Source organism: Halomonas sp. IOP_31 (assembly GCF_021151495.1).
GTDB lineage: Bacteria > Pseudomonadota > Gammaproteobacteria > Pseudomonadales > Halomonadaceae > Modicisalibacter > Modicisalibacter zincidurans.
Window position 1 is genome coordinate 142,457 of the sequence record NZ_JAIRBP010000001.1, and the last position, 23,530, is coordinate 165,986.

At 64.0% G+C, this 23,530-nt stretch carries 22 protein-coding genes; 7 read left to right on the forward strand and 15 right to left on the reverse strand.

Annotated elements, in window-relative coordinates:
• Positions 1–16: 16 nt before the first annotated feature.
• The 3 genes from K7I12_RS00835 (at position 17) to K7I12_RS00845 (ending at position 3,044) form a co-directional block, all read left to right on the forward strand.
• Positions 17–1,219 carry a quaternary amine ABC transporter ATP-binding protein gene (locus K7I12_RS00835; RefSeq protein ID WP_031383546.1) on the forward strand — a complete coding sequence of 401 codons (1,203 nt, stop codon included), beginning with the start codon at positions 17–19 and terminating at the stop codon, positions 1,217–1,219.
• Positions 1,220–2,062 (forward strand): ABC transporter permease, encoded by an 843-nt coding sequence (locus tag K7I12_RS00840; RefSeq protein ID WP_031383545.1) that lies wholly within the window; start codon positions 1,220–1,222, stop codon positions 2,060–2,062.
• Positions 2,063–2,159: 97 nt separating this feature from the next.
• On the forward strand, positions 2,160–3,044 hold the full coding sequence (locus K7I12_RS00845) for a glycine betaine ABC transporter substrate-binding protein (RefSeq protein WP_031383544.1): 885 nt from the start codon (positions 2,160–2,162) through the stop codon (positions 3,042–3,044).
• An 86-nt stretch (positions 3,045–3,130) separates the two neighbouring features.
• Here the strand turns inward: K7I12_RS00845 and pdxH are convergent, their stop codons facing one another.
• The 5 genes from pdxH to K7I12_RS00870 all read right to left on the reverse strand — a co-directional run bounded on the left by pdxH (position 3,131) and on the right by K7I12_RS00870 (position 6,952).
• Positions 3,131–3,772, reverse strand: a complete 642-nt coding sequence (gene pdxH, locus K7I12_RS00850; protein ID WP_031383543.1) for a pyridoxamine 5'-phosphate oxidase — start codon at positions 3,770–3,772, stop codon at positions 3,131–3,133.
• A 195-nt stretch (positions 3,773–3,967) separates the two neighbouring features.
• Positions 3,968–5,221 (reverse strand): hypothetical protein, encoded by a 1,254-nt coding sequence (locus tag K7I12_RS00855; protein ID WP_031383542.1) that lies wholly within the window; start codon positions 5,219–5,221, stop codon positions 3,968–3,970.
• Positions 5,218–5,607 (reverse strand): DUF2069 domain-containing protein, encoded by a 390-nt coding sequence (locus K7I12_RS00860; RefSeq protein WP_031383541.1) that lies wholly within the window; start codon positions 5,605–5,607, stop codon positions 5,218–5,220. The genes K7I12_RS00855 and K7I12_RS00860 overlap by 4 nt, the downstream gene beginning before the upstream one ends.
• Positions 5,604–6,227 carry an NAD(P)H:quinone oxidoreductase gene (gene wrbA, locus K7I12_RS00865; protein WP_231662673.1) on the reverse strand — a complete coding sequence of 208 codons (624 nt, stop codon included), beginning with the start codon at positions 6,225–6,227 and terminating at the stop codon, positions 5,604–5,606. The genes K7I12_RS00860 and wrbA overlap by 4 nt, the downstream gene beginning before the upstream one ends.
• A gap of 302 nt (positions 6,228–6,529) precedes the next feature.
• Positions 6,530–6,952, reverse strand: a complete 423-nt coding sequence (locus K7I12_RS00870) for a gamma-glutamylcyclotransferase family protein (RefSeq protein WP_231662676.1) — start codon at positions 6,950–6,952, stop codon at positions 6,530–6,532.
• Between the two features lie 138 nt (positions 6,953–7,090).
• Here K7I12_RS00870 and smrA point away from each other — a divergent pair, with 138 nt between their 5' ends.
• Positions 7,091–7,687: a DNA endonuclease SmrA gene (smrA, locus tag K7I12_RS00875; RefSeq protein ID WP_031383538.1), complete on the forward strand. Its 597-nt coding sequence runs from the start codon at positions 7,091–7,093 to the stop codon at positions 7,685–7,687.
• A gap of 75 nt (positions 7,688–7,762) precedes the next feature.
• On the opposite strand, the gene K7I12_RS00880 is transcribed toward smrA, so the two are convergent.
• From K7I12_RS00880 to metH, 3 genes are all read right to left on the reverse strand, one after another.
• A complete protein-coding gene (locus tag K7I12_RS00880; RefSeq protein WP_231662677.1) occupies positions 7,763–8,257 on the reverse strand; it encodes a DUF934 domain-containing protein in 495 nt (164 codons plus the stop codon).
• Positions 8,250–9,902, reverse strand: coding sequence for a nitrite/sulfite reductase (locus K7I12_RS00885; protein WP_231662678.1), 1,653 nt, complete (start codon positions 9,900–9,902; stop codon positions 8,250–8,252). The genes K7I12_RS00880 and K7I12_RS00885 overlap by 8 nt, the downstream gene beginning before the upstream one ends.
• A gap of 155 nt (positions 9,903–10,057) precedes the next feature.
• Complete coding sequence (gene metH, locus K7I12_RS00890; RefSeq protein WP_269438525.1) at positions 10,058–13,807, reverse strand: methionine synthase; 3,750 nt, start codon at positions 13,805–13,807, stop codon at positions 10,058–10,060.
• Between the two features lie 264 nt (positions 13,808–14,071).
• Between metH and nfuA the strand changes: the two genes are divergently transcribed.
• On the forward strand, positions 14,072–14,659 hold the full coding sequence (nfuA, locus tag K7I12_RS00895; RefSeq protein ID WP_031383534.1) for a Fe-S biogenesis protein NfuA: 588 nt from the start codon (positions 14,072–14,074) through the stop codon (positions 14,657–14,659).
• A 420-nt stretch (positions 14,660–15,079) separates the two neighbouring features.
• Here nfuA and K7I12_RS00900 read toward each other — a convergent pair whose 3' ends face one another.
• Complete coding sequence (locus K7I12_RS00900) at positions 15,080–16,045, reverse strand: DNA-binding protein (protein WP_231662680.1); 966 nt, start codon at positions 16,043–16,045, stop codon at positions 15,080–15,082.
• A gap of 368 nt (positions 16,046–16,413) precedes the next feature.
• On the opposite strand from K7I12_RS00900, the gene K7I12_RS00905 reads away from it, so the two are divergent.
• Together K7I12_RS00905 and K7I12_RS00910 are read left to right on the forward strand one after the other, a co-directional pair.
• Positions 16,414–16,539, forward strand: coding sequence for a hypothetical protein (locus K7I12_RS00905; RefSeq protein WP_422723635.1), 126 nt, complete (start codon positions 16,414–16,416; stop codon positions 16,537–16,539).
• 64 nt (positions 16,540–16,603) lie between these two features.
• On the forward strand, positions 16,604–17,023 hold the full coding sequence (locus K7I12_RS00910) for a SufE family protein (protein WP_031383533.1): 420 nt from the start codon (positions 16,604–16,606) through the stop codon (positions 17,021–17,023).
• A 28-nt stretch (positions 17,024–17,051) separates the two neighbouring features.
• Here the strand turns inward: K7I12_RS00910 and yidD are convergent, their stop codons facing one another.
• The 6 genes from yidD to K7I12_RS00940 all read right to left on the reverse strand — a co-directional run bounded on the left by yidD (position 17,052) and on the right by K7I12_RS00940 (position 23,460).
• The gene (gene yidD, locus K7I12_RS00915; protein ID WP_031383532.1) at positions 17,052–17,348 is read right to left on the reverse strand and encodes a membrane protein insertion efficiency factor YidD; all 297 of its coding nucleotides are present in this window, start codon (positions 17,346–17,348) and stop codon (positions 17,052–17,054) included.
• A gap of 4 nt (positions 17,349–17,352) precedes the next feature.
• Complete coding sequence (gene hisI, locus K7I12_RS00920; RefSeq protein ID WP_231662682.1) at positions 17,353–17,802, reverse strand: phosphoribosyl-AMP cyclohydrolase; 450 nt, start codon at positions 17,800–17,802, stop codon at positions 17,353–17,355.
• A gap of 66 nt (positions 17,803–17,868) precedes the next feature.
• Positions 17,869–18,321, reverse strand: a complete 453-nt coding sequence (locus tag K7I12_RS00925) for a transcriptional repressor (RefSeq protein WP_231662684.1) — start codon at positions 18,319–18,321, stop codon at positions 17,869–17,871.
• Positions 18,322–18,441: 120 nt separating this feature from the next.
• The gene (locus K7I12_RS00930) at positions 18,442–21,507 is read right to left on the reverse strand and encodes an efflux RND transporter permease subunit (RefSeq protein WP_231662685.1); all 3,066 of its coding nucleotides are present in this window, start codon (positions 21,505–21,507) and stop codon (positions 18,442–18,444) included.
• Entirely contained in the window at positions 21,507–22,673 is a 1,167-nt protein-coding gene (locus tag K7I12_RS00935; protein WP_231662687.1) for an efflux RND transporter periplasmic adaptor subunit, read from the reverse strand. Before K7I12_RS00935 ends, K7I12_RS00930 begins: the two co-directional genes overlap by 1 nt.
• A gap of 391 nt (positions 22,674–23,064) precedes the next feature.
• On the reverse strand, positions 23,065–23,460 hold the full coding sequence (locus K7I12_RS00940) for an ectoine synthase (protein ID WP_031383527.1): 396 nt from the start codon (positions 23,458–23,460) through the stop codon (positions 23,065–23,067).
• Between the last annotated feature and the right edge of the window lie 70 nt (positions 23,461–23,530).

Below are 23,530 nucleotides of genomic sequence, written 5' to 3' on the forward strand. Positions count from 1 at the left end.
CATACAGGCAAAGCCGATGAGCGAAACGCAACAGACCAAGATTCAGGTACGCGGCCTGAGCAAGGTCTTCGGCAATCAGCCGAAGAAGGCACTGGAACTGCGCGACAAGGGCAAGAGCCGCGGGGAGATTCTCGAGCAGACCGGCCAGACGCTGGGTCTTTCCAATGTCAGCTTCGATGTCCAAGAGGGTGAATTGCTGGTCATCATGGGTCTCTCGGGCTCGGGAAAATCGACCCTGATCCGTTGTCTCAACCGGCTCATCGAGCCGACCGAGGGCGAGATCGTCATCGACGGCGAGAATATCCCCACGCTGTCCGAGAAGGAGCTGCTGCATTGCCGGCGCCGTCACTTCTCGATGGTGTTCCAGAACTTCGCGCTGTTCCCGCATCGCACCGTACAGCAGAATGCCGAATATGGCCTTGAGGTCCGCGGCGTGGACAAGCAGGAGCGCACCCGGCGCGCCAGCGATGCGCTGAAGCAGGTCGGTCTCGGCGGCTGGGAAGACGCCTTGCCCAACCAGCTTTCCGGGGGCATGCAGCAGCGCGTCGGCCTGGCACGGGCGCTGGCCAACGATTCGACCGTGATGCTGATGGACGAGGCCTTTTCGGCACTCGACCCGCTGATCCGCAAGGACATGCAACAGGAACTGCTCGAGCTGCAGCACCGCATGAAGAAGACCACCATCTTCATCACCCATGATCTCGACGAGGCCCTGAGCATCGGCGATCGGATCATCCTGTTGAAGGATGGCGAGATCGTCCAGATCGGCAAGCCCGAGGATATTCTTACCAATCCCGCCGACGATTATGTCGCCCGCTTCATCGAAGGGGTCGACATGTCGCGCATCCTCACCGCACGCAGCGCCATGCGCCCGGTGCGTGCCACCGCACGCGAGGACGACGGCCCGCGCACGGTACTGCACAAGCTCAGCGAGAACAGCCTGGATTCGATCTACGTCACCAGTCGCGATCGCAAGCTGCTCGGGTTGATCGAGGCCGACGCCGCTGACCGGGCGGCCAGGGAAGGCGTTCAGTCCATCAAGGAGCTGATTCATGACGATTTCCCCAAGGTCGGCCCCGACGAACCGCTGCATAACCTGTTTGCAATGTTCAACGACAAGAGCTACCCGATCGCCGTGATCGACGCGGACCAGCGTCTGCTCGGCGTGGTGGTCAAGGGCGCCGTGCTGGCGGAACTGGCTGAAGCTGGAGAACACTAAATGGCTATCGATATTCCCCGTATACCGCTCGGCGACTGGATCGAAACCGGGCTGGACTTTCTGACCACCGAATACGCATCCGTGACCCGCGGCATTTCACGGTTCACCCAGGGTGGAATCAATACCATCAACGACGCCCTGGCCTGGATGCCTGAATGGGCGCTGATGGCGCTCATCGCACTGCTCTGCTGGCGGGTAGCGGGCATCCGCCTGGCGATCGGCTCGGTACTCGGTCTGGCGCTGATCTGGAACATGGGGCTCTGGTATCCGATGATTGAATCGCTGACGCTAGTGGTGTTCGCCACCCTCGTGGCAGTGGTGATCGCGCTGCCGGTGGGCATACTCGGCGCGCTCTCCGACCGGCTGTATAGCGTGATCATGCCGGTTCTTGACTTCATGCAGACCATGCCGGCCTTCGTCTACCTGATTCCAGCGATTCCGTTCTTCGGCATCGGTTCGGTCTCGGCGATCTTCGCCACGGTGATCTTCTCGATGCCGCCGGCCATCCGCTTCACCACCCTGGGCATTCGCCAGGTGCCCAAGGAACTCATCGAAGCCGCCGATGCTTTCGGCTCGACACGTGGCCAGAAACTGTTCAAGGTACAGTTGCCGCTGTCGTTGCCGACTATCATGGCGGGCATCAACCAGACCATCATGCTGGCCTTGTCGATGGTCGTGATCGCCGCCATGATCGGTGCCGATGGCCTGGGCAGCGAGGTCTGGAAAGCGATCCAGCGGCTGCGCCCGGGCGATGGCTTCGAGGCGGGCATCGCCGTGGTCATTCTAGCCATGCTGCTGGATCGCCTGACTCAGGCCTTCCGCAAGCCCGTGAAGGCGCGTTAAGACGCTGCAGCCGACGCTTCGAGGGGCGTCGGCGGGTGACGTTCCGAGGCAGCTAATCGGACGGCACCCGGACACTCAACCAAAGAAGGGGAAAGTGATGAAAACGTTCAATGCTATGTCACGTGCCGTACGCTTCGGTTCAATGATGATGATCGCCGGACTGGGCGTCGCTGGCGTTGCCCAGGCTCAGCAGGAAGGCAAGGGCACGGTGACGCTGGCCTACGTCGAGTGGTCATCCGAAGTTGCGTCAACCAACGTGGTTCGTGCGGTGCTCGAGGATATGGGCTATGACGTCGAGATGTCGTCGCTGTCGGCGGCGGCGATGTGGCAGGCGGTCGCTTACGGCGATGCCGATGGCATGGTCGCGGCCTGGCTGCCGACGACCCACGAGAATTACTTCGAACAGACCAAGGACAAGGTCGTCGATCTGGGAACCAATCTCGACGGCACCAAGCTCGGACTCGCGGTGCCGGCTTATACCGACATCGACTCCATCGCGGAACTCGGCGAGAAGGCCGACCTTGTCGATGGCGAAATCATCGGTATCGATCCCGGCGCCGGCCTGATGGGCCTGACCGAAGACGTCATCGATGAATATGGCCTTCAGGGCGACATCAAGCTACGCAGCGGTAGCGGCGCCACGATGACCGCTGCGCTGCAGTCGGCTATCCAGAATAAAGAAGACATTGTCGTCACGGCCTGGACGCCGCACTGGATGTTCTCGCGCTGGGACCTCAAGTATCTCGACGACCCCAAGAACGTCTACGGCGATACCGAGCAGATCCGCACCATCGTCCGCCAGGGCCTCGAGAAGGACATGCCGGAAGTCTACGAAGTCCTCGACAACTTCGAGTGGACACCGGAGCAGATGGGCGAAGTCATGCTGATGAACCAGGAAGAGGGCAGCGACCCCTACGCCAACGCCCAGAAATGGGTCGACGAAAATCCCGAGATCGTCAACGAGTGGAAAGGCGAGAGCTAAGCCTGCGATCCGGCTAGATCCATCGATGCGTAAGCGCCCGGCCTAGGCCGGGCGCTTCTTTTTTCAGGCTTGCCGAGGATCGGGTTTCAGGGCGCCAGACGTACCTTGTTCCAGCTGTCGTCGTGGCGACGATAGCGCAGCCGATCGTGAAGGCGATCGGCCTGGCCCTGCCAGAATTCGACGATTTCCGGAACGACGCGGTAGCCTCCCCAGTGCGGTGGGCGGACCACGTCCTGCCCGTTGTAAAGCCGTTCAAAGCGGTCCTTGCGCTCCTCGATCCACGTCCGGTCGGGGATCTCGACGCCTTGCTGCGATATCCAGGCGCCCAGCTGACTGGCCCGCGGACGATGCTGGAAGTACTGGTCCGATTCGCTTTCGTCGACCTGGACCACCCGCCCTTCGACACGCACCTGGCGCTGGGTAGCCGGCCACCAGAAGACCAGGGCGGCATGCGGGACATTGGCGAGTTCCGCGCCCTTGTGGCTCTGATAGCTGGTGTAGAAGGCAAAACCACGTTCGTCGATGCCCTTGAGCAGCACGATACGCGCATGCGGCAATCCCAGGCTGTCGACGGTCGCCAGGGTCATGGCATTGGCATCGTCGGCCTCGCGCTCGAGCGCCAGCGCCAGCCATTGCTGGAATAGCGCCAATGGCTCGCCAGGGGTATTGCTGGCGTCGAGGTAATCTCCGCTGTAGTTGCGTCTGACGTCGGCGATATCGGTGTTCATGGCGTTCTCCTGGTATTTCCCTTCATGATCGCTGCTGATCCGGGCGCACTCAAGGCGATCGAGGCAAAACCCGCTTGATGGTGTCTCGTCGGCTCGCGAGGCATGGCACTTTGCTCTCATCATGCTCTCATGATCGGTATAAAGACCCGGCGTGGCCAGCGCAGATACGCGCCCAAGTGACAGGCTCGAGCACGATCATCCCCATTGGGCATGGGCCGCAAAGATCAGTCCGCAGCCCAGCCAGCCGAGCACCGCATAAGGCAGGTTCCAGCCCAGCATGTCGCGGGCATTGACGCCATAGCGGGTGCACAGCACGAGATTGCTGCCGGACAGCGGGCTACTTCCGGTGCCCAGCGCCCAGCCCATCAGGAATACCATGCCCAGCAGCGTCGGATCCGGATCGAGGGTCGTCAGCAGGGGCGCCAGCGTGGTCACGCTGACCAGCGGGTGGATGCCGATGAAGGCCGCCGTCACGATGCCCCCCAAACTCAGCCAGGCCTGCCAATGGCCGTAGTTGACGAACGGCAGTGAAAGCCCGGCGGGAAAACTGGCGAGCAGCGCGCTCAGCCCGCTGGACAGCACCCCAGCGGCCAGGAACAGCGCGAACTGGGGCACCAGGCGTGCCAGGCCGTGGTCGATCTGCTGTCTCAGGCGTGCATCACGCTCATGCCGGGGAGCCAGCAGCAAGGCTGCAATGGGCGAAACGATACTGATGATCAACGGGATCGACATCGTCGGACGCCACTCGTGCATCGCCATTACCGTGACCGCCAGCACACCGGGGAGGACCAGCGCACTGGCGTTCAGCGGATAGCCGACGAACGGGCCCGGGACGCGCAGAGTATCGAGCGCCACCAGACCCAGCAGCAGCACGGCACTGGCCGCGCCCCACGGCAGCAGTTCCGTGAAGTCGAGCCCCGGGGCATAGGTGAGTGCGACCCCCATGGCGACGAAGAAGGGCGACCAGGCGGCGGCGGCCGGAAACGCCCGGCCCAGCACCATTGCCTGGCGACGGCTCAGCGTGCCGTCACGCTGCATGCGATCGGCGAACAGGAATAGCGCCGAGAGATTGATCACCGCGCCGAACAGGTGAACGCCGAACAGGGTTCCCCACAGGCTGCCGTTTCGCGGGCGTTCGCCCGCAGGCTGGGCGGGTGTCGCCATCGACAGGAAGCTGACTCCGGCGAACATCATCAGCAGGGCCTGATTGATGGTCAGCGCCTGAATCGGCGCGTAGGGCGTGTCGCGCATCAGCGCCACCAGCCAGATCAGCCCCCCGGCGCCCCCCAGCCACAGCACTTGATGACGCGAAGCCCGCGGCAACTGCCGGGCCAGCCGCAGGGTGGCCAGCCAACTGAGCAGCGCCGCCGGCCACATCGGCCAGCCTGCCAGGGTGCTCGCGATACTCGTCGCGAGCATCGCCAGGATCAGCGCGCTGGAGGGCTTCACCGGCGCAGCAGGCGACTTTGCCAGCGGGCGTACAGTGCGCTGGCGAAGAACAGCGCCATTGCCGCCAGAACCTCGAGCCAGCCCCACCAGGCCTGGCTGGGTAGCGTGGTAAGCAGTGCCCCCTGGGCGATATACAGCAGACTGACGAAAGCCAGCCAGGCGTGGCCGCGCGGGCGGCGGGTGAGGATCGAAGGCAGGAAGAGGACCAGCGGCAGGGCGCGCACCAGCACCGGCAGCCACTCGATTCCGTTGTTGCTGCGCAGTTGCCAGCCACTGATCAAGAGCAGCGCGATGAGCAACACGAAGCTTGCCAGCACGGCCTGGCGCGCTTTGCGGGTCAGCGATTCGAGCCCGTGGCGCGCTTCGAGCCGTTCGAGTCCGTTCATCCGGCACTTCCCTGAGTGGATTGCAGGGCCAGCGCCAAGCGTGCAATGCGCTTGCCCTGGACGTAGGCCAGTTCCCGCTCGGCATCGTCGACGCTGCGTTCGCCGCGGGCACCGGCGACATGGCTGGTCCCGTACGGCGTACCCCCCGAGGTCGTCGCCACCAGCCCCGGCTCGCTGTACGGAACGCCGGCATACACCATGCCGTGATGCAGCAGGGGAACCAGCATCGTCAGCAGCGTCGCTTCCTGGCCGCCATGCAGGCTGGCGGTAGAGGTGAAAGCGGTCGCCGGCTTGTCGACCAGTGCGCCGTTCAGCCACAGCTCACTGGTGCCGTCGAGGAAGTACTTGAGCGGCGCGGCCATGTTGCCGAAGCGCGTAGGGCTGCCGATCGCCAGGCCGGCGCAGCTGCGCAGGTCATCGAGTGTCGCGTAGATCGCGCCTTCGGCGGGGATCTCCGGCTCGACCGCTTCGCTGCGCGCGGAAACCGCCGGTACCGTGCGCAGCCGAGCGTCGATGCCAGCCTGGCTTTCGATGCCGGCCACCAGCTGCTCGGCCAGGCTGCGGGTAGCCCCGAAGCGGGAATAATAGAGGACCAGCACGTAGGGACGTGAATCGCTCATGACAGCTCCTTGTTGCCTACAGTCGAGCGCTCAGTACGCATCGATCAGGGCGAGAATGGTTTCGGGAGGGCGGCCGATCACGCAGCGAGCTCTTCGCGGGACAGGAGCTCGTCGAAATAGCGGCGAACATGAAAGTCACAGCCGCGCTCAACTTGAGTGCCTGGCGCGACTTCGAGCAGCGCGGGTTGTGACAGGGTCAGGGGCGTCATACGCAGCCTTACCGGAAAGGAGTGGGTCATGCATTGTAAAGCGCGCCAAGTGCCCGCCACAACTCGCCTTCCCGGCGTCACCCCAATGCCGGGTCAGGATTGAATGCGTGCGTAGACCCAGGCCTGCTGACCATTGGCCAGCCTCAGGCGATACCGGCTGTAACGCACACCGAGCCGCTCGTAGCGATCGAGCGCCGCCAGCTCCTCGCTGGAGACGCTGAGCACCAAGCCCGAGACCTCGGCGCCGGGCTGTTTCTCGATATCCAGGCCTTCGCGATCGTAACCCGGCAGGACGCTCGGCTGCGGGTCGCCCCAGCGGCCATAGACCAGCCAGCGCACGACGCCAGAACGCAGCGTGCCATAGACGAAGACCCGGTGGGGTTCCTGACGGCTGATGGCCGGCAAGTTTTCGGGTGGCGTATAGCCGTAGGGACTGGCGAACACGAACCATAGATAGCCGGTCGCCAGGGCAATCATCGTCAACAGCGCCAAGGCCAGGCGCTTGAACAATTTCATTTGTCCGTCCTGTGAACTGTGGCAAACGCCGCCGATCATGCCATAGCATTTTTCCGGCTGCGACAGCGTGGCGCTTAAGGCAGCGGCTGCGGCTTTGGTATGATTAAGCACCACGATGAACGGCCGGAGGGCGTAGCCATGAATCGTCAGTTCGACGAAGACAGCGATTTCACGCAGTTGATGGCCGGCAAGGTGCGTCCGGTTTCCAAGGGCCGCGACAAGGCCAGCCTGGACACCCAGCCCGCAATGCCCAGCGAGGCACAACTGGCGAGGCGGGCCAGCGCCGAGGCCGACGCGCAGGCGGCGAACTTCCTGAGCGATGAGTTCGTCGATCTGGTGGCGTCGATCGATCCGATCGAATACCGCCGGGACGGTATCCAGACCGGGGTGCTCGATCGTCTTCGCCAGGGCGGTTATGCCCCGCAAGCGCGGCTGCATCTGATCAAGCGGCCGCTGCGCGATTGTCGCCAGGAGTTGTTTCGCTTCATCGAAGACGCCACCGCCGGCGATCTGCGCTGTCTGCTCGTCGTGCACGGCCGCGGCAGGGCGTTGGACAGTCACGCCAACGTGGTGCGCTCGTACGTCGCCAAGTGGCTGCAGCAATTCGATCAGGTCCAGGCCTATGCCTCGGCGGTACCGTCACACGGCGGGATCGGCGCCACCTACGTGATGCTGCGCAAGTCCGAGCGCGAGCGCGCACGCAATCGCGAGCGCCAGCAGAAACGTCGCGGCTGATCGCAAGGCAGGGGAAAGCATCTAACGACAGCGCCGCCTGGGGGGGCGGCGCTTGTGTTGCGGTCGATCTCGGCTTCAGGTCGCTTCGCGCAGACGCCGCTCGAAGAGCGCTTCCTTGACGTCCACCGCGGGCTGATAGCTGACGCTGAAGGCACCCAGTGCATGCAGCGCATCGTCGAGGTGCTGATCGTTACGCAGCGCCAGGGCATCGAATCCGCAGCGGGTCATGTAGAACAGCTGGTCGATCAGCACGTCGCCGATGGCGCGAACCTCGCCCGCATAACCGTAGCGTTCGCGCAGCAATCGCGCCAGCGAATAGCCACGGCCGTCGGTAAAGCTCGGGAAGTCGATGGCGATCAGCGGCGCCTGGCGCAACGCGTCGTAGAGCGGCGCGTCGAGCTGGGTGTCGCTGGGCAACCAGGGCGCCAGCGAGGCGTCGCCGCGGTGCTCGCGCCATACGCCGAGCGGCACGATGGCCGGGCGCGTTTCGGGCAGGCTTGCCTCGTCCCGCGACAGTGCCCAGGTATCCTGCTCCGGCTGGCCGAGCTTGATCAGGCTGGTATCAGGCATAGACGCGCTCCTTGAACGGCTTGATGCCGATGCGGCGGTAGGTGTCGAGGAACCGCTCGTCCTCATGGCGTTGCTCGACATAGACCTTCAGCACCTTGTCGATCACCTCGGGCACGTCCTCGCGATAGAAGGAGGGACCGAGGATCTTGCCCAGCGAGGCGTCGTCGCGGGAGTTGCCGCCCAGCGAGACCTGGTAGTATTCCTCGCCCTTCTTGTCGACGCCGAGGATGCCGATGTTGCCGACGTGATGATGACCGCAGGCGTTCATGCAGCCCGAGATGTTGAGATCCAGCGGCCCCAGGTCGTAGAGGAAATCGAGATCCTCGAAGCGTTCCTGGATCGCCTGGGCGATGGGGATCGACACGGCGTTGGCCAGCGAGCAATAGTCGCCGCCCGGACAGCAGATGATGTCGTTGAGCGTGCCCACCGTGGGATTGGCCATGCCCAGATCGCGAAGCTTGTGCCAGAGCGCCTCGATCTCGTCGACCGGCACGTCGGAAAGCACCACGTTCTGCTCGTGGGTGACGCGCATCTCGCCGAAGCTGAAGGCATCGGCGAGCGCGGCGATGGCCTCCATCTGATCGGCGGTGACATCGCCCGGGGCGTGCTCGCGGCGCTTGAGCGACAGCGTCACCGCCTTGTAGCCCGGATCGACGTGGTCGGTGACGTTGTTGGTGACGAAGCGCGCGAAGTCGCGATTGTCACGACGCAGCGCCTCATAGGTGGCGATCGCCGCTTCGCTTACCACGCGGCGCGGCGGCTCGGGGAAGTGCGCCCGGGCCGAGGCGACCGCGGCCTCGCTCAGCGTCTGGGGGCCATCCTTGATGTGTGCCCACTCCTCTTCGACGCGGCGGCGATACTCCTCGATTCCCAGGGCCTTGACCAGGATCTTGATGCGCGCCTTGAACTTGTTGTCGCGGCGCCCGAACTGGTTGTAGACGCGCACGCAGGCTTCCAGGTAGGTCAGCAGGTGCTGCCAGGGCAGGTCCTCGCGCACCACGTCGCCGATCATCGGCGTGCGCCCCAGGCCACCGCCGGCCAGCACCCGTACCCGCAGCTCGCCCACCTCGTTGCGCCACAGCCGCAGACCGATGTCATGGACCTGGATGGCCGCCCGGTCATGGTCGGCGCCGGTGACGGCGATCTTGAACTTGCGCGGTAGGTAGGCGAATTCCGGGTGCAGCGTCGACCACTGGCGGATCAGTTCGCACCAAGGCCGCGGATCCTCGATCTCGTCGCTGGCGATGCCCGCGAACTGATCGCTGGTGGTGTTGCGAATGCAGTTGCCGCTGGTCTGGATGGCGTGCATCTGCACCTCGGCCAGCTCGGCGAGGATCTGCGGCACGTCCTCGAGCTTCGGCCAATGCAACTGCAGGTTCTGGCGGGTGGTGAAGTGACCGTAGCCTCGATCATAGCGTCGGGTGATGCCGGCCAGCGTTCTCAGCTGATGGCTCGAAAGCATGCCGTAGGGAATCGCGATGCGCAGCATCGGCGCATGACGCTGGATGTACAGGCCATTCTGGAGCCGCAGCGGGAGAAATTCGCTTTCGCTCAGGCGACCGGCCAGATAGCGGTCCATCTGATCGCGAAACTGGGCAACGCGCTCGTCGACGAGCGTCTGATCGTAGGTGTCGTACCGATACATACCGGGGTGTCCTGCTGGTCAGGGCGAAATGGGATCTGTGCCTTATGGCAGAGACCATACTCCGTTTCTTTTATTCGATGAAAGAATAAATAGTCATATTTTGTTGGACTATATGTTATTAAAACGCACTACTTGTGGGTACATCCAGCCACATCTCAGTCGCGATCGTAGCTGAGCACCGGCGACAGCCAGCGTTCCAGTTCGCTCGATGACATGCCCTTGCGGTCGGCCAGCGCCTCGACCTGGTCGCGGGTGATCTTGCCGGTGGCGAAGTACTTCGACTCGGGATGCGCGAAATACCAGCCGGCCACCGCCGCCGCCGGCCACATCGCAAAGTTCTCGGTCAGCTCGAGCCCCGTTCTGGCTTCTGCCTCGAGCAACCGGAACAGCGTGGCCTTCTCGGTATGGTCGGGGCAGGCCGGATAGCCCGGCGCGGGCCGGATGCCCTGATAGTTCTCGGCGATCAGCGCGTCGTTGTCGAGCGCCTCGTCGGGCACGTAGCCCCAGTATTCCTTGCGCACCCGCTCGTGCATGCGCTCGGCGAAGGCCTCGGCGAGCCGGTCGGTCAGGGCCTGGACCATGATCGCGTTGTAGTCGTCGCCGGCCCGCTCGTAACGCTTGGCCAGTTCGTCGACGCCATGTCCGGTGGTCACGGCAAAACCGCCGATCCAGTCGGGCTTGCCGCTCGGCTCGCCGTTCACGTCATAACGCGGGGCGATGAAGTCGGCGAGGCTGTAGCAGATGCCGTCGCGATTGCGGGTGGTCTGCTGGCGAATGTGGTGCAGGCGCTCGACGACCGTCTCGCGGGATTCGTCGGCGTAGACTTCGATGACGTCGTCGTCGACGCTGTTGGCGGGCCACAGGCCGATCACCCCGCGGGCGGTGATGTGTTTCTCGTCGACCAGCTTGGCGAGCATCGCCTGGGCGTCGTCGAACAGGTTGCGCGCGGCTTCGCCGACCACCTCGTCGTCGAGGATCCTGGGGTACTTGCCGGCCAGCTGCCAGCTCATGAAGAACGGCGTCCAGTCGATGCGCTCGATCAGTTCGTCGAGCGGATAGTCCTCGAAAGTCTTTAGACCGATGAAGCTCGGCTCCGGCGGGGTATAGGCCGGCCAGTCCGGCACGAAGCGGCGCTTGCGGGCCTGGGCATAAGAAAGATCGGCGGCCTTGGGACGCCGCTTGGCATTGCGTTCGCGAACCTGGACGTACTCGTCGCGGATGGCCTGGACGTAGTCCGGCTTGCTGTCGCGCGAGAGCAACCGGCTGGCCACGCCCACCGCCCGCGAGGCATCGGTAACGTAGATCACCGGATGCTCGTACTGCGGGTCGATCTTGACCGCGGTGTGCGCCTTGGAGGTAGTCGCACCGCCGATCAGTAGCGGAAGATCGAAGCCCTGGCGCTGCATCTCCCTGGCGACATGCACCATCTCGTCCAGCGACGGGGTAATCAGCCCCGACAGGCCGATGATGTCGGCGTTTTCCTCGCGGGCGGTCTGCAGGATCTTCTCGGCCGGCACCATCACGCCGAGATCGATCACTTCGTAGTTGTTGCACTGCAGGACCACGCCGACGATGTTCTTGCCGATGTCGTGGACGTCGCCCTTGACCGTGGCCATGACGATCCTGCCCTTGGCCTGGGTATCGGTGGTCTTCTCCGCCTCGATGAACGGCAGCAGGTAGGCGACCGCCTGCTTCATCACGCGTGCCGACTTGACCACCTGGGGCAGGAACATCTTGCCCTCGCCGAACAGGTCGCCGACCACGTTCATGCCGTCCATCAGCGGCCCTTCGATCACCTCGATGGGGCGCTCGACACGCTGCCGGGCAAGTTCGGTGTCTTCCTCGATATGCGCGGTGATGCCCTTGACCAGGGCATGCTCGATGCGTTTCTCGACCGCCCAGCCGCGCCACTCGAGGTCTTCCTTCCTGGCACCGCCGGCGGCCTCGTCCTTGTAGCGTTCGGCCAGTTCGAGCAGCCGCTCGGTGGCGTCGTCGCGGCGATTTTGAACCACATCCTCGACCGCCTCGCGCAACTCGGCGGGCAGGTCGTCGTAGACCGCCAGTTGGCCGGCGTTGACGATGCCCATGGTCAGCCCGGCCTTGATGGCATGGTAGAGGAACACCGAGTGGATCGCCTCGCGCACCGCGTTGTTGCCGCGAAACGAGAACGACACGTTGGAGACGCCACCCGAGACCATCGCATGGGGCAGGTGGTCAGTGATCCACTGGGCCGCCTCGATGAAATCGACGGCGTAGTTGTTGTGCTCCTCGATGCCGGTGGCGATGGCGAAGATGTTGGGGTCGAAGATGATGTCCTCGGCGGGAAAGCCGATCTCGTCGACCAGCAGTCGATAGGCGCGCTGACAGATCTCGGTCTTGCGAGCAAAGGTATCCGCCTGGCCCTGTTCGTCGAAGGCCATCACCACGATGGCGGCGCCGAAGCGCCGGCAGGCCAGCGCCTGCTCGCGGAAGGCGGCTTCGCCCTCCTTGAGCGAGATCGAGTTGACCACCGCCTTGCCCTGGATGCACTTGAGCCCGGCCTCGATGATCGCCCACTTGGAGGAGTCGACCATGATCGGCACCCGCGAGATATCCGGCTCGGAGGCGACCAGCTTGAGGAAATGCACCATCGCCTCCTGGGAGTCGAGCATGCCCTCGTCCATGTTGATATCGATCAACTGGGCGCCGTTCTCGACCTGCTCGAGGGCCACTTCCAGCGCGGTATTGAAATCCTCCTCCTTGATCAGTCGCTTGAAACGCGCCGAGCCGGTGACGTTGGTGCGCTCGCCGACGTTGACGAACAGCGAGTCGGCTTCGATGTTGAACGGCTCGAGACCGGACAGCCGGCACGCCCGGGGTCGCTCGGGGACCTGACGCGGCGCGATTCCGGCGACGGCGGCGTGAATCGCGGCGATGTGCTCGGGGGTGGTGCCGCAGCAACCGCCGATGACGTTGACCAGGCCGCTTTCGGCGAATTCGCGGACGATCGCCGCCATCTCCTCGGGGCTCTGATCGTACTCGCCGAACGCGTTGGGCAGCCCGGCGTTGGGGTGGGCCGAGACCAGCGCATCGGCCTTGCTCGACAGCTCTTCCAGGTAGGGACGCAGTTCCGCGGCACCCAGCGCGCAGTTCAGGCCCACCGAGAGCGGCGAGGCGTGGCGAATCGAGTTCCAGAACGCCTCGGTGGTCTGCCCCGAGAGGGTGCGCCCCGAAGCGTCGGTAATGGTCCCCGAGATCATCACCGGCAGGCGCTGGCCGCGAGCGTCGAACAGCTCCTCGAGAGCGTAGATCGCCGCCTTGGCGTTCAGCGTGTCGAAGATCGTCTCGATCATGATCAGATCGGCGCCGCCCTCGATCAGCGCCTGCGCGGCTTCATGATAGTTCTCGCGCAGCTCGTCGAAGGTGACGTTGCGCTTGGCCGGGTCGTTGACGTCCGGCGACAGCGACGCCGTGCGGCTGGTCGGCCCGAGAACCCCGGCGACGTAGCGCGGCACGCCGGTCTCCTCGCCGACCGCATCGCAGACCCGCCGTGCCAGCCGCGCGGCCTCGCGATTGAGCTCGACCACCAGCGCCTGCATGCCGTAGTCGGCCTGCGAGAGTCGCGTGCTGTTGAAGGTGTTGGTCTCGACGATGTCGGCGCCGGCTTCGAGGTAGTCGCGATGGATGCGCTCGACCAGCGCCGGCTGGGTCAGCGCCAGCAGATCGTTGTTGCCCTGCAGTTGCGTCGCCCAGTCGCTGAAACGCTTGCCGCGGAACTCCGCCTCGCTTAGCTGAGCGTTCTGCAGCATGGTGCCCATGCCGCCGTCGAGCAGCATGATGCGCTGCCCGAGGGTCCTGGCGAATGCCTCGGGGGGGCTGGCGGGCAGCGCGGTAGAAAGCGATGGGGAAGGGGGCGCGGTAGCCATGGTCGGCATCTGTCTCCAGCGATCGTTCTCGGTTGTCGTTGCCCGGCGGCCTGCCGATGGCGGCTCGAAATGCCTGGGCGCGGGCCTTTCGATGGCCGACCATGCTACCAGAAACGCGCCCGATCGGGGCACTCCCGCCCGTTGCTAGCCTAGAGCGACCTCGCGGGGCTCATAAGTCCGAGTATTTCAGTCAGGATTGTGCCGCCCGGCGTTTTTGCATACCATTAGGGCAAATCACCGTATTGTCTTGATGGGGCGAGATTCATGAGCGAGAACATCCAGATCACCGATAGCGCCCAGGATTACCTTGCCGAGCTGCTCGCCAAGCAGAACGTCGAGGGGATCGCGGTGCGCATCTTCATCACCCAGCCGGGCACGCCGTATGCCGAGACCTGCCTGGCCTACTGCCGTCCCGGCGAGGAAGAGCCCAGCGACGAGCGCCTGGCGCTGGACAAGATCACGGTCTTCCTCGACACGCACAGCGTGCCGTTTCTCGAGGAGGCGGTGGTCGACTTCAATGCCGACCGTATGGGCGGGCAACTGACCATCAAGGCGCCCAACGCCAAGATGCCCAAGGTCAACGCCGACAGCCCGATGGAGGACCGCATCAACTATATCCTCTATAGCGAGATCAACCCCGGACTGGCTTCCCATGGCGGTGAAGTCAAGCTGATCCAGCTGACCGAGGAAAACATGGCCATCCTGCAGTTCGGCGGCGGTTGCCAGGGCTGCGCGGCGGTCGACCTGACCCTCAAGGAGGGCGTCGAGAAGACCCTGGTCGAGCGCATCCCCGAACTCGCCGGGATCCGCGACGTCACCGATCATACCGATACCACCAACGCGTACTATTGATCGTGATCGCCGCGTCCCACGGGGATCAGTCGCCAGGTAGCGTAGCCAACAGAAGTAATCAGTAAAAAGAGGTTCATCGCATTTTACCGGGAAATGCGGCACAGATCATCGCGAACAAGCTCCCTCCCACAGCCCCCTGCCAGTTAGTTTGTCCTTGTGGGAGCGAATTTATTCGCGATGGCGGCGGGCACTGTATCTCCCCGGCCATGCCGGGCGCCTGCGGCGCCAATCGGGAACAAGTTCCCTCCCTCAGGAGTCCCCATGCTCCAGTGGGCCATCCAGGCTGGTTTGCCTGGCAGGGAGTTTATTCCCAATAGCGGGGTCTTGACGTTTCACGCTGATCCGCGAAGAACCTGAAAAGAGCCGCCCGGGCAACGGGGCGGCTCTTTTGCGTCCGGTCATGGCTGTGCGAGCAACCCATCAATAGACGAAGGGCGGCAGGTTGACCCGGGCGAGGCGCGCTTCGGCATCCTGCAGGCGTTCGCGGAGCTGCGCCACGACCTTGTCGTTTTCGGCCCGATCGTCGGCGTATTGTCGCACCCGGCGCTCGCTTTCACTGAGCGCATCCTTGGCCTTGTTCAGCGACCACTGTGTCTCGCGATGGCTGGCCTGCTCTTCGCTCAGCGCGCGCCGGGTGGCTTGTCTGTCCTGGTCGGCTTCGGCGAGGCGTTTTTCGAGTGCGTCGATACGCTGCTGCTGATTCTTTTCGCTGCGCTGCCTTTCCTGACGCGCCTCGTCGAGCAGGGCCATCAGTCGCGCTTCGGCCGCCTCGTGACGCTGTTCTTCCTGCTTGAGCTGCTCGCTCCAATGCTCGTCGCGCGCCTTCAAGGCCGTCTGGTGCTGGGCCTGCTCGTCGCGTAACGATTGCCGCGCCTCGCCCGCCTGACGCTCGGCCGCCGCCAGCCGCTGGTTCAGCTCGTTCTCGCGCTGCTCGGCGGCCTGTTGTGCCGCCTCGAGACGTGCGATCAGCGCGCTGTGCTCCTGCAGCCGCGTCTGCGCTTGAAGCCAATGTTCGTTGATCGCCGCTTCGCGTTGAAGGGCATCCTCGGCTTCGCGACGCGAACGCTGGGCCTGCTCCCGCGCCGCCTCGACCAGTCGGTCAGCTTCTTCGCGATAGTGACTCAAGCCGTCGCCGGCGTGCTTCTGCGCCTGTTCCCACAATGAGTGAACGAGCGCCTCGACGGGCTCGGGAATGTCCTGCCAGGTGGGCTGGTCGCGGTTGGCGTCGCGTTGCTCCCGCCATTCGCGAAAGTGCTCGCTGATGGTAGTGAAGCTCCCGGTGCCCAGTACATCGCGAATCTTCTGGATCCCCGGCGCTTCGCCGCGCTTGAGCAGCACATCGATCGCTCGCTGGACATCCTCGAACTGCACTCCACTGCGTGCCATGACGGTCTCCTCACTGTGTCATATGCGCCTGGTTCATGCGACCCGCTTGCTTGGCCGATCGATTTTAACCCAATGCCGCGTGTTTGCAGCATCATCCATTTGATACATATTACGTAATATGGATAATACACTATCTTGCGTGCTGATAACTTCATGGATCGCCGGGGCAGGGCGATAGCGGGATCGCCACCCGCAGCCGCCCGAGCGCTGGATAGGACCGCCTCGCCCACGCAGCCATCTCCAGTGGCGCCCGTTTCGCCGGCCGTTGTCGGCGGCCAGTCGCCGGCAGAGCCTGGTCATTCTGCAGGGGATGTTCGCCTCGCAGGGGGGGGAGGCATACCGCGCTGACCCATCAGGCGCAGGCCGGCGTGGAACTGCGCTATCTGGCCAAGACCGCGCGTCACTCGCGACGCGATACCACCGCCCGCTACCTGCATGCCGAGGCCGACGAATGGCGGCAGCAGATAGCCGCCCATCGCCTGGGCGAGCAGTGAGCATGGCGGACGCCGCCCGGGCTGAGACGTTATAATCAGCGCTACGACCGATCGAGGAGAGATCATGAGCGCTCAACAAGCCCAGGCCGAGCTGATCGAGGAATTCGGTCTGTTCGACAACTGGATGGACCGTTACCAGTACATCATCGACATGGGCAAGCAACTGCCGGCGTTTCCGGAAGAACTCAAGACCCCGGAGACCAAGATCCAGGGCTGCCAGTCGAACGTCTGGATTCACCATGAAAGCCGCGCCGATAGCGTGCATTTCGAGGCCACCTCGGACGCTGCCATCGTGTCGGGGCTGATCGCGGTATTGATGCGGATCTACAACGATCGTCCGGCCCGCGAGATCGTCGCCACTCAGCCGACGTTCCTCGAGGAACTGGGGCTCGACAAGCACCTGTCGCCGACCCGTTCGAACGGCCTGCACGCGATGCTCAAGCACATCTACGCGGTCGCCGAGCAGCAGGCGGTATCGGGCTGATTGCGTGATCGAAAGGCGCAAAGGCCGTCTAGCGAGTGTCGTTCGCTTCTGAGGCGGTCTCGTCGGGCACCGGCTGGCGGCAGTCCGGGCACTCCGGCACCGGATCGATGCCCCCGGCATGCCAGGGGTGGCATTTGGCGATGCGCTTGAGTGCCAGCCAGCCGCCCCGGGCCGGACCATGCAGGCGCAGCGCCTCGATCGCATAGTTCGAGCAGCTCGGCCAGAAACGACAGCGCGGGCCGAGCAAGGGGCTGATCAGATATTGATAGCCACGCAGCACTACCAGCAGCAGCGCGGTCGAGATGTTTCGCAGCAGGCGAGCCATGTGCTTAGCGCTTGCCGTCAGGCCGATAAAGCGTGGCCGGATCCACCAACGGCTCGGCGTCGATCTCGCCGTCTTGCGCACCCAGGGCGATATAGAAGCAGCTGCGCCGACCGGTGTGGCAGGCAGGCCCGGTCTGATCGACGCCGAGCAGCAAGGCGTCGCCATCGCAATCCAGCCATGCGCTGACGAGAGTCTGCACCTGGCCCGAGGTCTCCCCCTTGCGCCATAACTTCGCGCGCGAGCGCGAGTAATAGCAGACCCGCCCGCTGGCCAGTGTCTCCTCGAGCGCCTGGCGGCTCATCCAGGCCATCATCAATACTTCGCCGCTGTCGTGCTGCTGGGCGATCGCCGGGATCAGGCCGGCGTCGTTCCAGCGTACGGCATCGAGGAGTGCCGCGGTGTCCAGGTGCTCGCCACGCGGGGCGGATTCCAAGGACTTGAACAATTCGCTCATGAGATTCCGTTATGTTTTAGGATGCCGCTTCTGCGTGCAGCGCATCCGGGGTTCATGCCAATGCTTTCAGGATTCGGCCAGTGCCAGCTGACAGGCATCGCAGGTGCCCAATAGTTCGATGGTCTGGCGATCGACGCGAAAGCCGAGCCGCGCGGAACGCTGGCTGAGCTGCGCGCTGACCTCGTCGAGGTGCAGCTCCTCGACCCGGCCGCAGTCACGACAGATCAACAACTGAAAACCGTGACGGTACTCGGGGCAGGGGCAGGCGACATAGGCGTTGAGCGATTCGATGCGATGCACCAGGCCCTGTTCGATCAGGAAGTCGAGCGCGCGGTAGACCGTCGGCGGCCGTGCCGCGGCGTGTACTGCGGCCAGCTTGTCGAGCAGATCATAGGCCTTGAGACCGCCAGGCGAGGCGCAGATCATTTCCAGTACGCGTCGGCGAATCGGCGTGAAGCGTACGCCTCGCTGGTGGCACTGGCGCTCGGCCTGCTGGGTCAGGGTCTGAGTGTCGGGCATCTACAGCGCATCGTTAATCGTGGGAGATCGAGTCTACGCCTCTGGGCGATGAGCGGCCAGGCGCATTGGTAAGGACGCCTGGCCCGAGCGGGCCCCGCGCCGTTCGCGCGGGGCTCGTGCTCAATGGCCGGGTTGTGCCTCGCGACCGGCATCGCGGAGCGCGTTGTGATCGCGGGCCAGCAGGATGTAGAACGCCGGCAGCACGAACAGTGTGAACAGCGTGCCGATACCCAGGCCGGAGGCGATGGTCAGGCCGATGTCGAAACGGCTGACGGCGCCGGCGCCGGTGGCGATCAGCAGCGGCACCATGGCGACGATCAGCGCCACTGAGGTCATGATGATCGGCCGCAGGCGAATCGTCGCCGCCTCGATGACCGCCTGGCGCTTGTCGAGGCTGCGCTCGTGCTGCAGCGTGTTGGCGAACTCGACGATCAGGATGCCGTTCTTGGCGACCACCCCGATCAAGGTGATCAGCCCGACCTGGGTATAGATGTTGACCGTCGATACGCCGAGCGTGATGAAGGCCATCGCGCCGGCCACCGACATCGGCACCGAGACCAGGATGATCAGCGGGTCGCGCCAGCTTTCGAACTGCGCGGCGAGGACCAGATAGATCACCAACAGCGACAGGAAGAAGGTCAGAACCAGGCCGCTGCCCTGACTCATCAGCTGCCGCGAGGCCCCGGCGTAGTCCACCGAATAGTTCGCGGTGAGGGTTTCTGCCGCGCTCTGGTTGAGCCAGGCCAGGGCATCGCCCAGGGCCACGCCGGGGCGCGGCACGCCTTCCAGGGTCAGCGCGTTGAGCTGCTGAAACTGGGTGCGCTTGGACGGCTCGACGCCGCGTTCGAAGCTGACCAGGCTGGCCAGCGGCACTTGGCGGCCCGAGTCGGCGGCGATGTAGTAATTCTCGATCATCGAGGCGTCGAGCCGGTAGGCTTGGTCGACCTGCGGAATCACCTTGTAGCTGCGGCCTTCCATGCTGAAGCGGTTGACGAAGCCTTCGCCAAGCAGCGTGGCCAGCGCCTGACCGACGTCGGCCATGGTCAACCCCAGGTCAGCGACGCGATCACGGTCGACCTGGATGCTGGTCACCGGCCGGTCGAGGTTGATCGACTTGCGCAGGAAGGCGAAGTTGCCGCTGGCCATGGCCTTGCCGAGCAGTTCATCGGCGGCGGCGTTGAGCTCCTCGAAGCTATTGGCGGTGGTCAGCACGAACTGGATCGGCAAGCCGCCGCTCGAACCGGGCAGGGAAGGGCGCGCGAACGCCGCGGTCTGCAGCCCGGTCACCCGACCCAGAGCCGCTTGCAGATTCGGCATGACCTGCATCTGCGAGATGTCACGCTCGCTCCAGGGCTTCATCTTGAAACCGCCGAATACCGTATCGGCGCTGGTGCCCCCAAGGATCATGAAGGTCTCGTCGTAGCCGTCGATCTGTTCGGCCTCGGCCTGTATGTCGTTGGCGAAGCGCTTGAGGTAGTCCAGCGTGGCGGTCTGCGGCGCCGTGCCCTGGAAGAAGATGATGCCCTGGTCTTCGGTCGGCGCCAGCTCGTTCTGACTGGTGATGAACATGAAATAGATCGACGCCAGTACCACCGCGGCGAACACCACCAGTACCGAGACCGTTTCCAGTGCCCGTGAGAGCATGGAGCGGTAGCCGTTGGCCAGGCCATTGAAGGTGGCTTCGACGCCACGTTCGAAGCGCGACGGGTTGCCGTGGGGCTTGAGCACCTTGCCGGCCAGCATCGGCGAGAGGGTGAGGGCGATGATCCCCGAGATCACTACCGCACCGGCCAGGGTGAAGGCGAATTCGGTGAACAGCGAACCGACCAGCCCGCCCATGAAGCCGATCGGCGCATAGACGGCGACCAGCGTGGTGGTCATGGCGATGATCGGCGTGGCCATCTCGCGGGCGCCGTTCAGGGCGGCCTCGAATTTGCTCTCGCCGGCCTCGATGTGGCGATGGACGTTCTCGACGATGATGATCGCGTCATCGACCACCAGGCCGATCGCCAGCACCATCGACAGCAGCGTCAGCAGGTTGAGCGAGAAGCCCATCAGCAGCATCACGAACGCGGCGCCGATCAACGACAGCGGCACCGCCACCGCGGGTATCAGCGCGGCGCGGAACGAACCCAGCGAGAGGAAGATCACCACCAGCACGATGACCAGCGCCTCGAGCAACGTCTTGACTACTTCGTTGATCGAGTCCTCGATAAATTCCGAGGCATCGTAGGGCAGCACCACGTCGAGCCCGGTGGGCAGCTGGCGGCGGACCTCCGGCATCGTCTCGCGCACGGCCCGGGCCACATCCAGCGGATTGGCGCCCGGCGCCTGCTCGATGGCCATGAAACTCGCCGGCGTGCCGTTGTACCAGGCGGTGCTGTCATAACTTTCCGCCCCCAACTCGGTGCGAGCGATATCGCGCAGCCGCACCAGGTCGCCGTCGTCGTTGCGCACTACCAGATCCTCGAACTGCTCGGGATCGCTGATATCGGTGTTGGCGGTCAGGTTGACGGCCACGAACTCGCTGCGCGTCTTGCCGACGCCGGCCTGATAATTGTTGCTCTCGAGTACCGCGACGACCTCCTGCGGCGTAACGTCGAGCGCGGCCATGCGCCGGGGATCGAGCCAGATGCGCATGGCAAAGCCCTGACCATAGATGCGTGCCTTGGCGACCCCGGGCAGCGCCTGCAGCTTGGGCTGGACCACGCGGGTCAGATAGTCGGTGATCTGCGGCACCGGCATTTCGCCGGAATAGAACGCCAGATACATCAATGCCGTCGAATCGCCGGTCGAGGACTCGATGACCGGACTCTCGGCGGCTTCCGGCAATACGCTGCGCTGACTCGCCACCTTGGCCTGAATCTCGGCCAGCGCGGCATTGGCGTCGTAGTTGAGCGTCATGTTCACCTCGATGGTCGAGGCGCCCTGAATACTCTGCGAATTGATGTAGTCGATGCCGTCGGCCTCGGCGATGGCCTGTTGCAGCGGGGTGGTCACGAAGCCCTGCACCAGTTCGGAACTGGCTCCGGGGTAGGCCGTGGAGACCGTGATCACGGTACTTTCCAGTTGCGGGTACTGGCGCACTTCCATGTCCATCGCGGCGCGCAGGCCCATCAGCAGAATCAGCAGGCTCACCACGGTGGCCAGTACCGGCCGATGGACGAAGATGTCGGTGAACTTCATCAGCCCTGCGCCTCCGCGTTCGACGCCTCGCTATCGGCAGCCGGTGCGCCGTCGCCCGAGTTCCGCGCCGCGTCTGCATTGCTCTCGCTGCCGCCATCCTTGACCTGAATCGGCTGACCGTCGCGCAGGCGCAGCTGGCCGGTGGCGACGACGCGATCACCGGGCTCGAGCCCCTGGGTAATCTCCACCTGGTCGCCACGCAGGCGGCCAATGCTGACCTGGGTGCGCTGGGCGATCGTCTGGCCCTGGTCGTTCTCGACGATCTTGAAGACGTAATCGCCATAAGTATTGAAGGCGAGGGCGGTACGCGGCAGCGTCGGCACGCTGACGCTGTCCGGCGCCAGGGTGCGGACGTCGGCGAACATCCCCGGGCGCAGCAGCCGCTCCGAGTTGGTGAGCTTGGCCCGTACATCCAGCGTCCGGCTGCTTTCATCCACGGTCGGTGCCACGGCCTCGATCACGCCGTCGAAAGCCCGCTCGGGGAAGGCCGCCACGCGAACCTCGACCTGGCGACCGGCCTGGACCCGGTCGAGTTGCTTCTCGGCCACACTGTAGTCGACGTAGATCGGATCGAGCATGTTCAGCTCGACGATCGGCGTGCCGACGGCAATGTATTCACCGAGATCGACCTGACGCAGCCCGACCACGCCATCGAACGGGGCGCGGATGGTCTTCTTGTCAAGCTGCGCCTGCTGCTGTGCAACATCGGCCCGTGCGGCCTGATAGTTGGCCTGGGCTTCGTCATATTGCGATTGCGAGATGGCGTTGCGCGGCAACAGATCGGAATAACGCCGGAACGTATCGTTGGTGAGTCGAGCCTGGGCTTTCAGGGCGGCCAACGCAGCCTGGTCGACGCTGTCCTCGAGCTTGATGAGGATATCGCCACGCGCGACGCGCTGGCCGGATTCGAAGGCGATTTCGCTGACCACACCGGCGACTTCGTTGGAAACCGCCACGCCATTGATTGCCCGCAGCGAGCCGACCGACTTGATCTGTGGTCGCCAGGCTTCGGTGTCCAGGGCGGCGCTGTCGACCAGCGTCGGTGGCTGGGCCTGCGACATCTGTTCGCCCCTTTTCTGCATTTGCAGAAACTTCCAGCCGAAGATCCCTCCGAGAATCACGGCCAGCAATACCAGGACGACGATCATGCGTGTGGCGGTTTTCATGCGCGGTTTTCCCGAATTCTCTTAATCTGCCAGCGGAGCCAAGATGAACGCTAACCGCGTATCATGCGAGCAACGCACAACAAAAGCCAGTAGTTGAAAATCGCAATGAATCGACGCGGCCTGGCAGGCAAGGGGGAAATTGCCGCACGGCGAGGAGCATGGGAACGGGCGGATCAGATGCGATTCCCATGATTTTTAACATAATATATATTATGCGAAATCAAGTGCCTGGTTGCTGGGGCCGCGGATCACGCTCTTCATACATCATGACTCGCGCAACCGACTCGACCCGATCCCGGCACCGCTTTCCTTGATGCCAGGACAAGACGGCCCCGCCGGATGCGGAGCCGTCCTGTCCTGGTCAAGGCTTCTTGCCGAGCTGGCGATTGGCTCAGAGCTCTCCGGAGGGTGCGTAGGAGCCATCGTCACGGTGATCTTCGTTGCCGGTCAGCCCGGGGGTGAACACACAGGCCAGCACCAACGTCTCTGAGGCGCGCAGCATGTGATCGTCGTGCTGGTCGAGGATGTAGATATCGCCCGGACCGATCGGCCAGAGCTTGCCGTCGGCCAGCGTCTCGACTTCCCCCTTGCCTTCGATGCAATAGACCGCTTCGAAGTGATGCTTGTAATGGATATGGGTCTCGGTACCGCCGAAGATCCGCGTGATGTGGAACGAGCATTTGCCGCCATCGTCGGCAAGAGACAGCCGCGTACTGTCCCAGTTGCCATTCGCTGCGGTAACCAGCCGGTCGGTCTGGCGCGCTTCCTCGAGATTGCGAACGATCATGGTGATCTCCTTGGTATGACAAGCCGACGGGGTGTCGACGGGTGACTGAGTCACCATTCGCCGACTCGCT

Excerpts from the sequence above, each read along its gene's own strand:
- smrA (WP_031383538.1), top strand. The coding sequence starts at position 7,091 with ATGAATCGTCAGTTCGACGAAGACAGCGATTTCACGCAGTTGATGGCC.
- K7I12_RS00940 (WP_031383527.1), bottom strand. The coding sequence starts at position 23,460 with ATGATCGTTCGCAATCTCGAGGAAGCGCGCCAGACCGACCGGCTGGTT.
- wrbA (WP_231662673.1), bottom strand. The coding sequence starts at position 6,227 with ATGAGCGATTCACGTCCCTACGTGCTGGTCCTCTATTATTCCCGCTTC.
- K7I12_RS00880 (WP_231662677.1), bottom strand. The coding sequence starts at position 8,257 with ATGCCTGATACCAGCCTGATCAAGCTCGGCCAGCCGGAGCAGGATACC.
- K7I12_RS00860 (WP_031383541.1), bottom strand. The coding sequence starts at position 5,607 with ATGAACGGACTCGAACGGCTCGAAGCGCGCCACGGGCTCGAATCGCTG.
- K7I12_RS00935 (WP_231662687.1), bottom strand. The coding sequence starts at position 22,673 with ATGAAAACCGCCACACGCATGATCGTCGTCCTGGTATTGCTGGCCGTG.
- K7I12_RS00870 (WP_231662676.1), bottom strand. The coding sequence starts at position 6,952 with ATGAAATTGTTCAAGCGCCTGGCCTTGGCGCTGTTGACGATGATTGCC.
- K7I12_RS00925 (WP_231662684.1), bottom strand. The coding sequence starts at position 18,321 with ATGCCCGACACTCAGACCCTGACCCAGCAGGCCGAGCGCCAGTGCCAC.
- K7I12_RS00910 (WP_031383533.1), top strand. The coding sequence starts at position 16,604 with ATGAGCGCTCAACAAGCCCAGGCCGAGCTGATCGAGGAATTCGGTCTG.
- pdxH (WP_031383543.1), bottom strand. The coding sequence starts at position 3,772 with ATGAACACCGATATCGCCGACGTCAGACGCAACTACAGCGGAGATTAC.
- K7I12_RS00840 (WP_031383545.1), top strand. The coding sequence starts at position 1,220 with ATGGCTATCGATATTCCCCGTATACCGCTCGGCGACTGGATCGAAACC.
- K7I12_RS00845 (WP_031383544.1), top strand. The coding sequence starts at position 2,160 with ATGAAAACGTTCAATGCTATGTCACGTGCCGTACGCTTCGGTTCAATG.
- K7I12_RS00835 (WP_031383546.1), top strand. The coding sequence starts at position 17 with ATGAGCGAAACGCAACAGACCAAGATTCAGGTACGCGGCCTGAGCAAG.
- K7I12_RS00930 (WP_231662685.1), bottom strand. The coding sequence starts at position 21,507 with ATGAAGTTCACCGACATCTTCGTCCATCGGCCGGTACTGGCCACCGTG.
- metH (WP_269438525.1), bottom strand. The coding sequence starts at position 13,807 with ATGGCTACCGCGCCCCCTTCCCCATCGCTTTCTACCGCGCTGCCCGCC.
- K7I12_RS00900 (WP_231662680.1), bottom strand. The coding sequence starts at position 16,045 with ATGGCACGCAGTGGAGTGCAGTTCGAGGATGTCCAGCGAGCGATCGAT.
- yidD (WP_031383532.1), bottom strand. The coding sequence starts at position 17,348 with ATGGCTCGCCTGCTGCGAAACATCTCGACCGCGCTGCTGCTGGTAGTG.
- K7I12_RS00885 (WP_231662678.1), bottom strand. The coding sequence starts at position 9,902 with ATGTATCGGTACGACACCTACGATCAGACGCTCGTCGACGAGCGCGTT.
- hisI (WP_231662682.1), bottom strand. The coding sequence starts at position 17,802 with ATGAGCGAATTGTTCAAGTCCTTGGAATCCGCCCCGCGTGGCGAGCAC.
- nfuA (WP_031383534.1), top strand. The coding sequence starts at position 14,072 with ATGAGCGAGAACATCCAGATCACCGATAGCGCCCAGGATTACCTTGCC.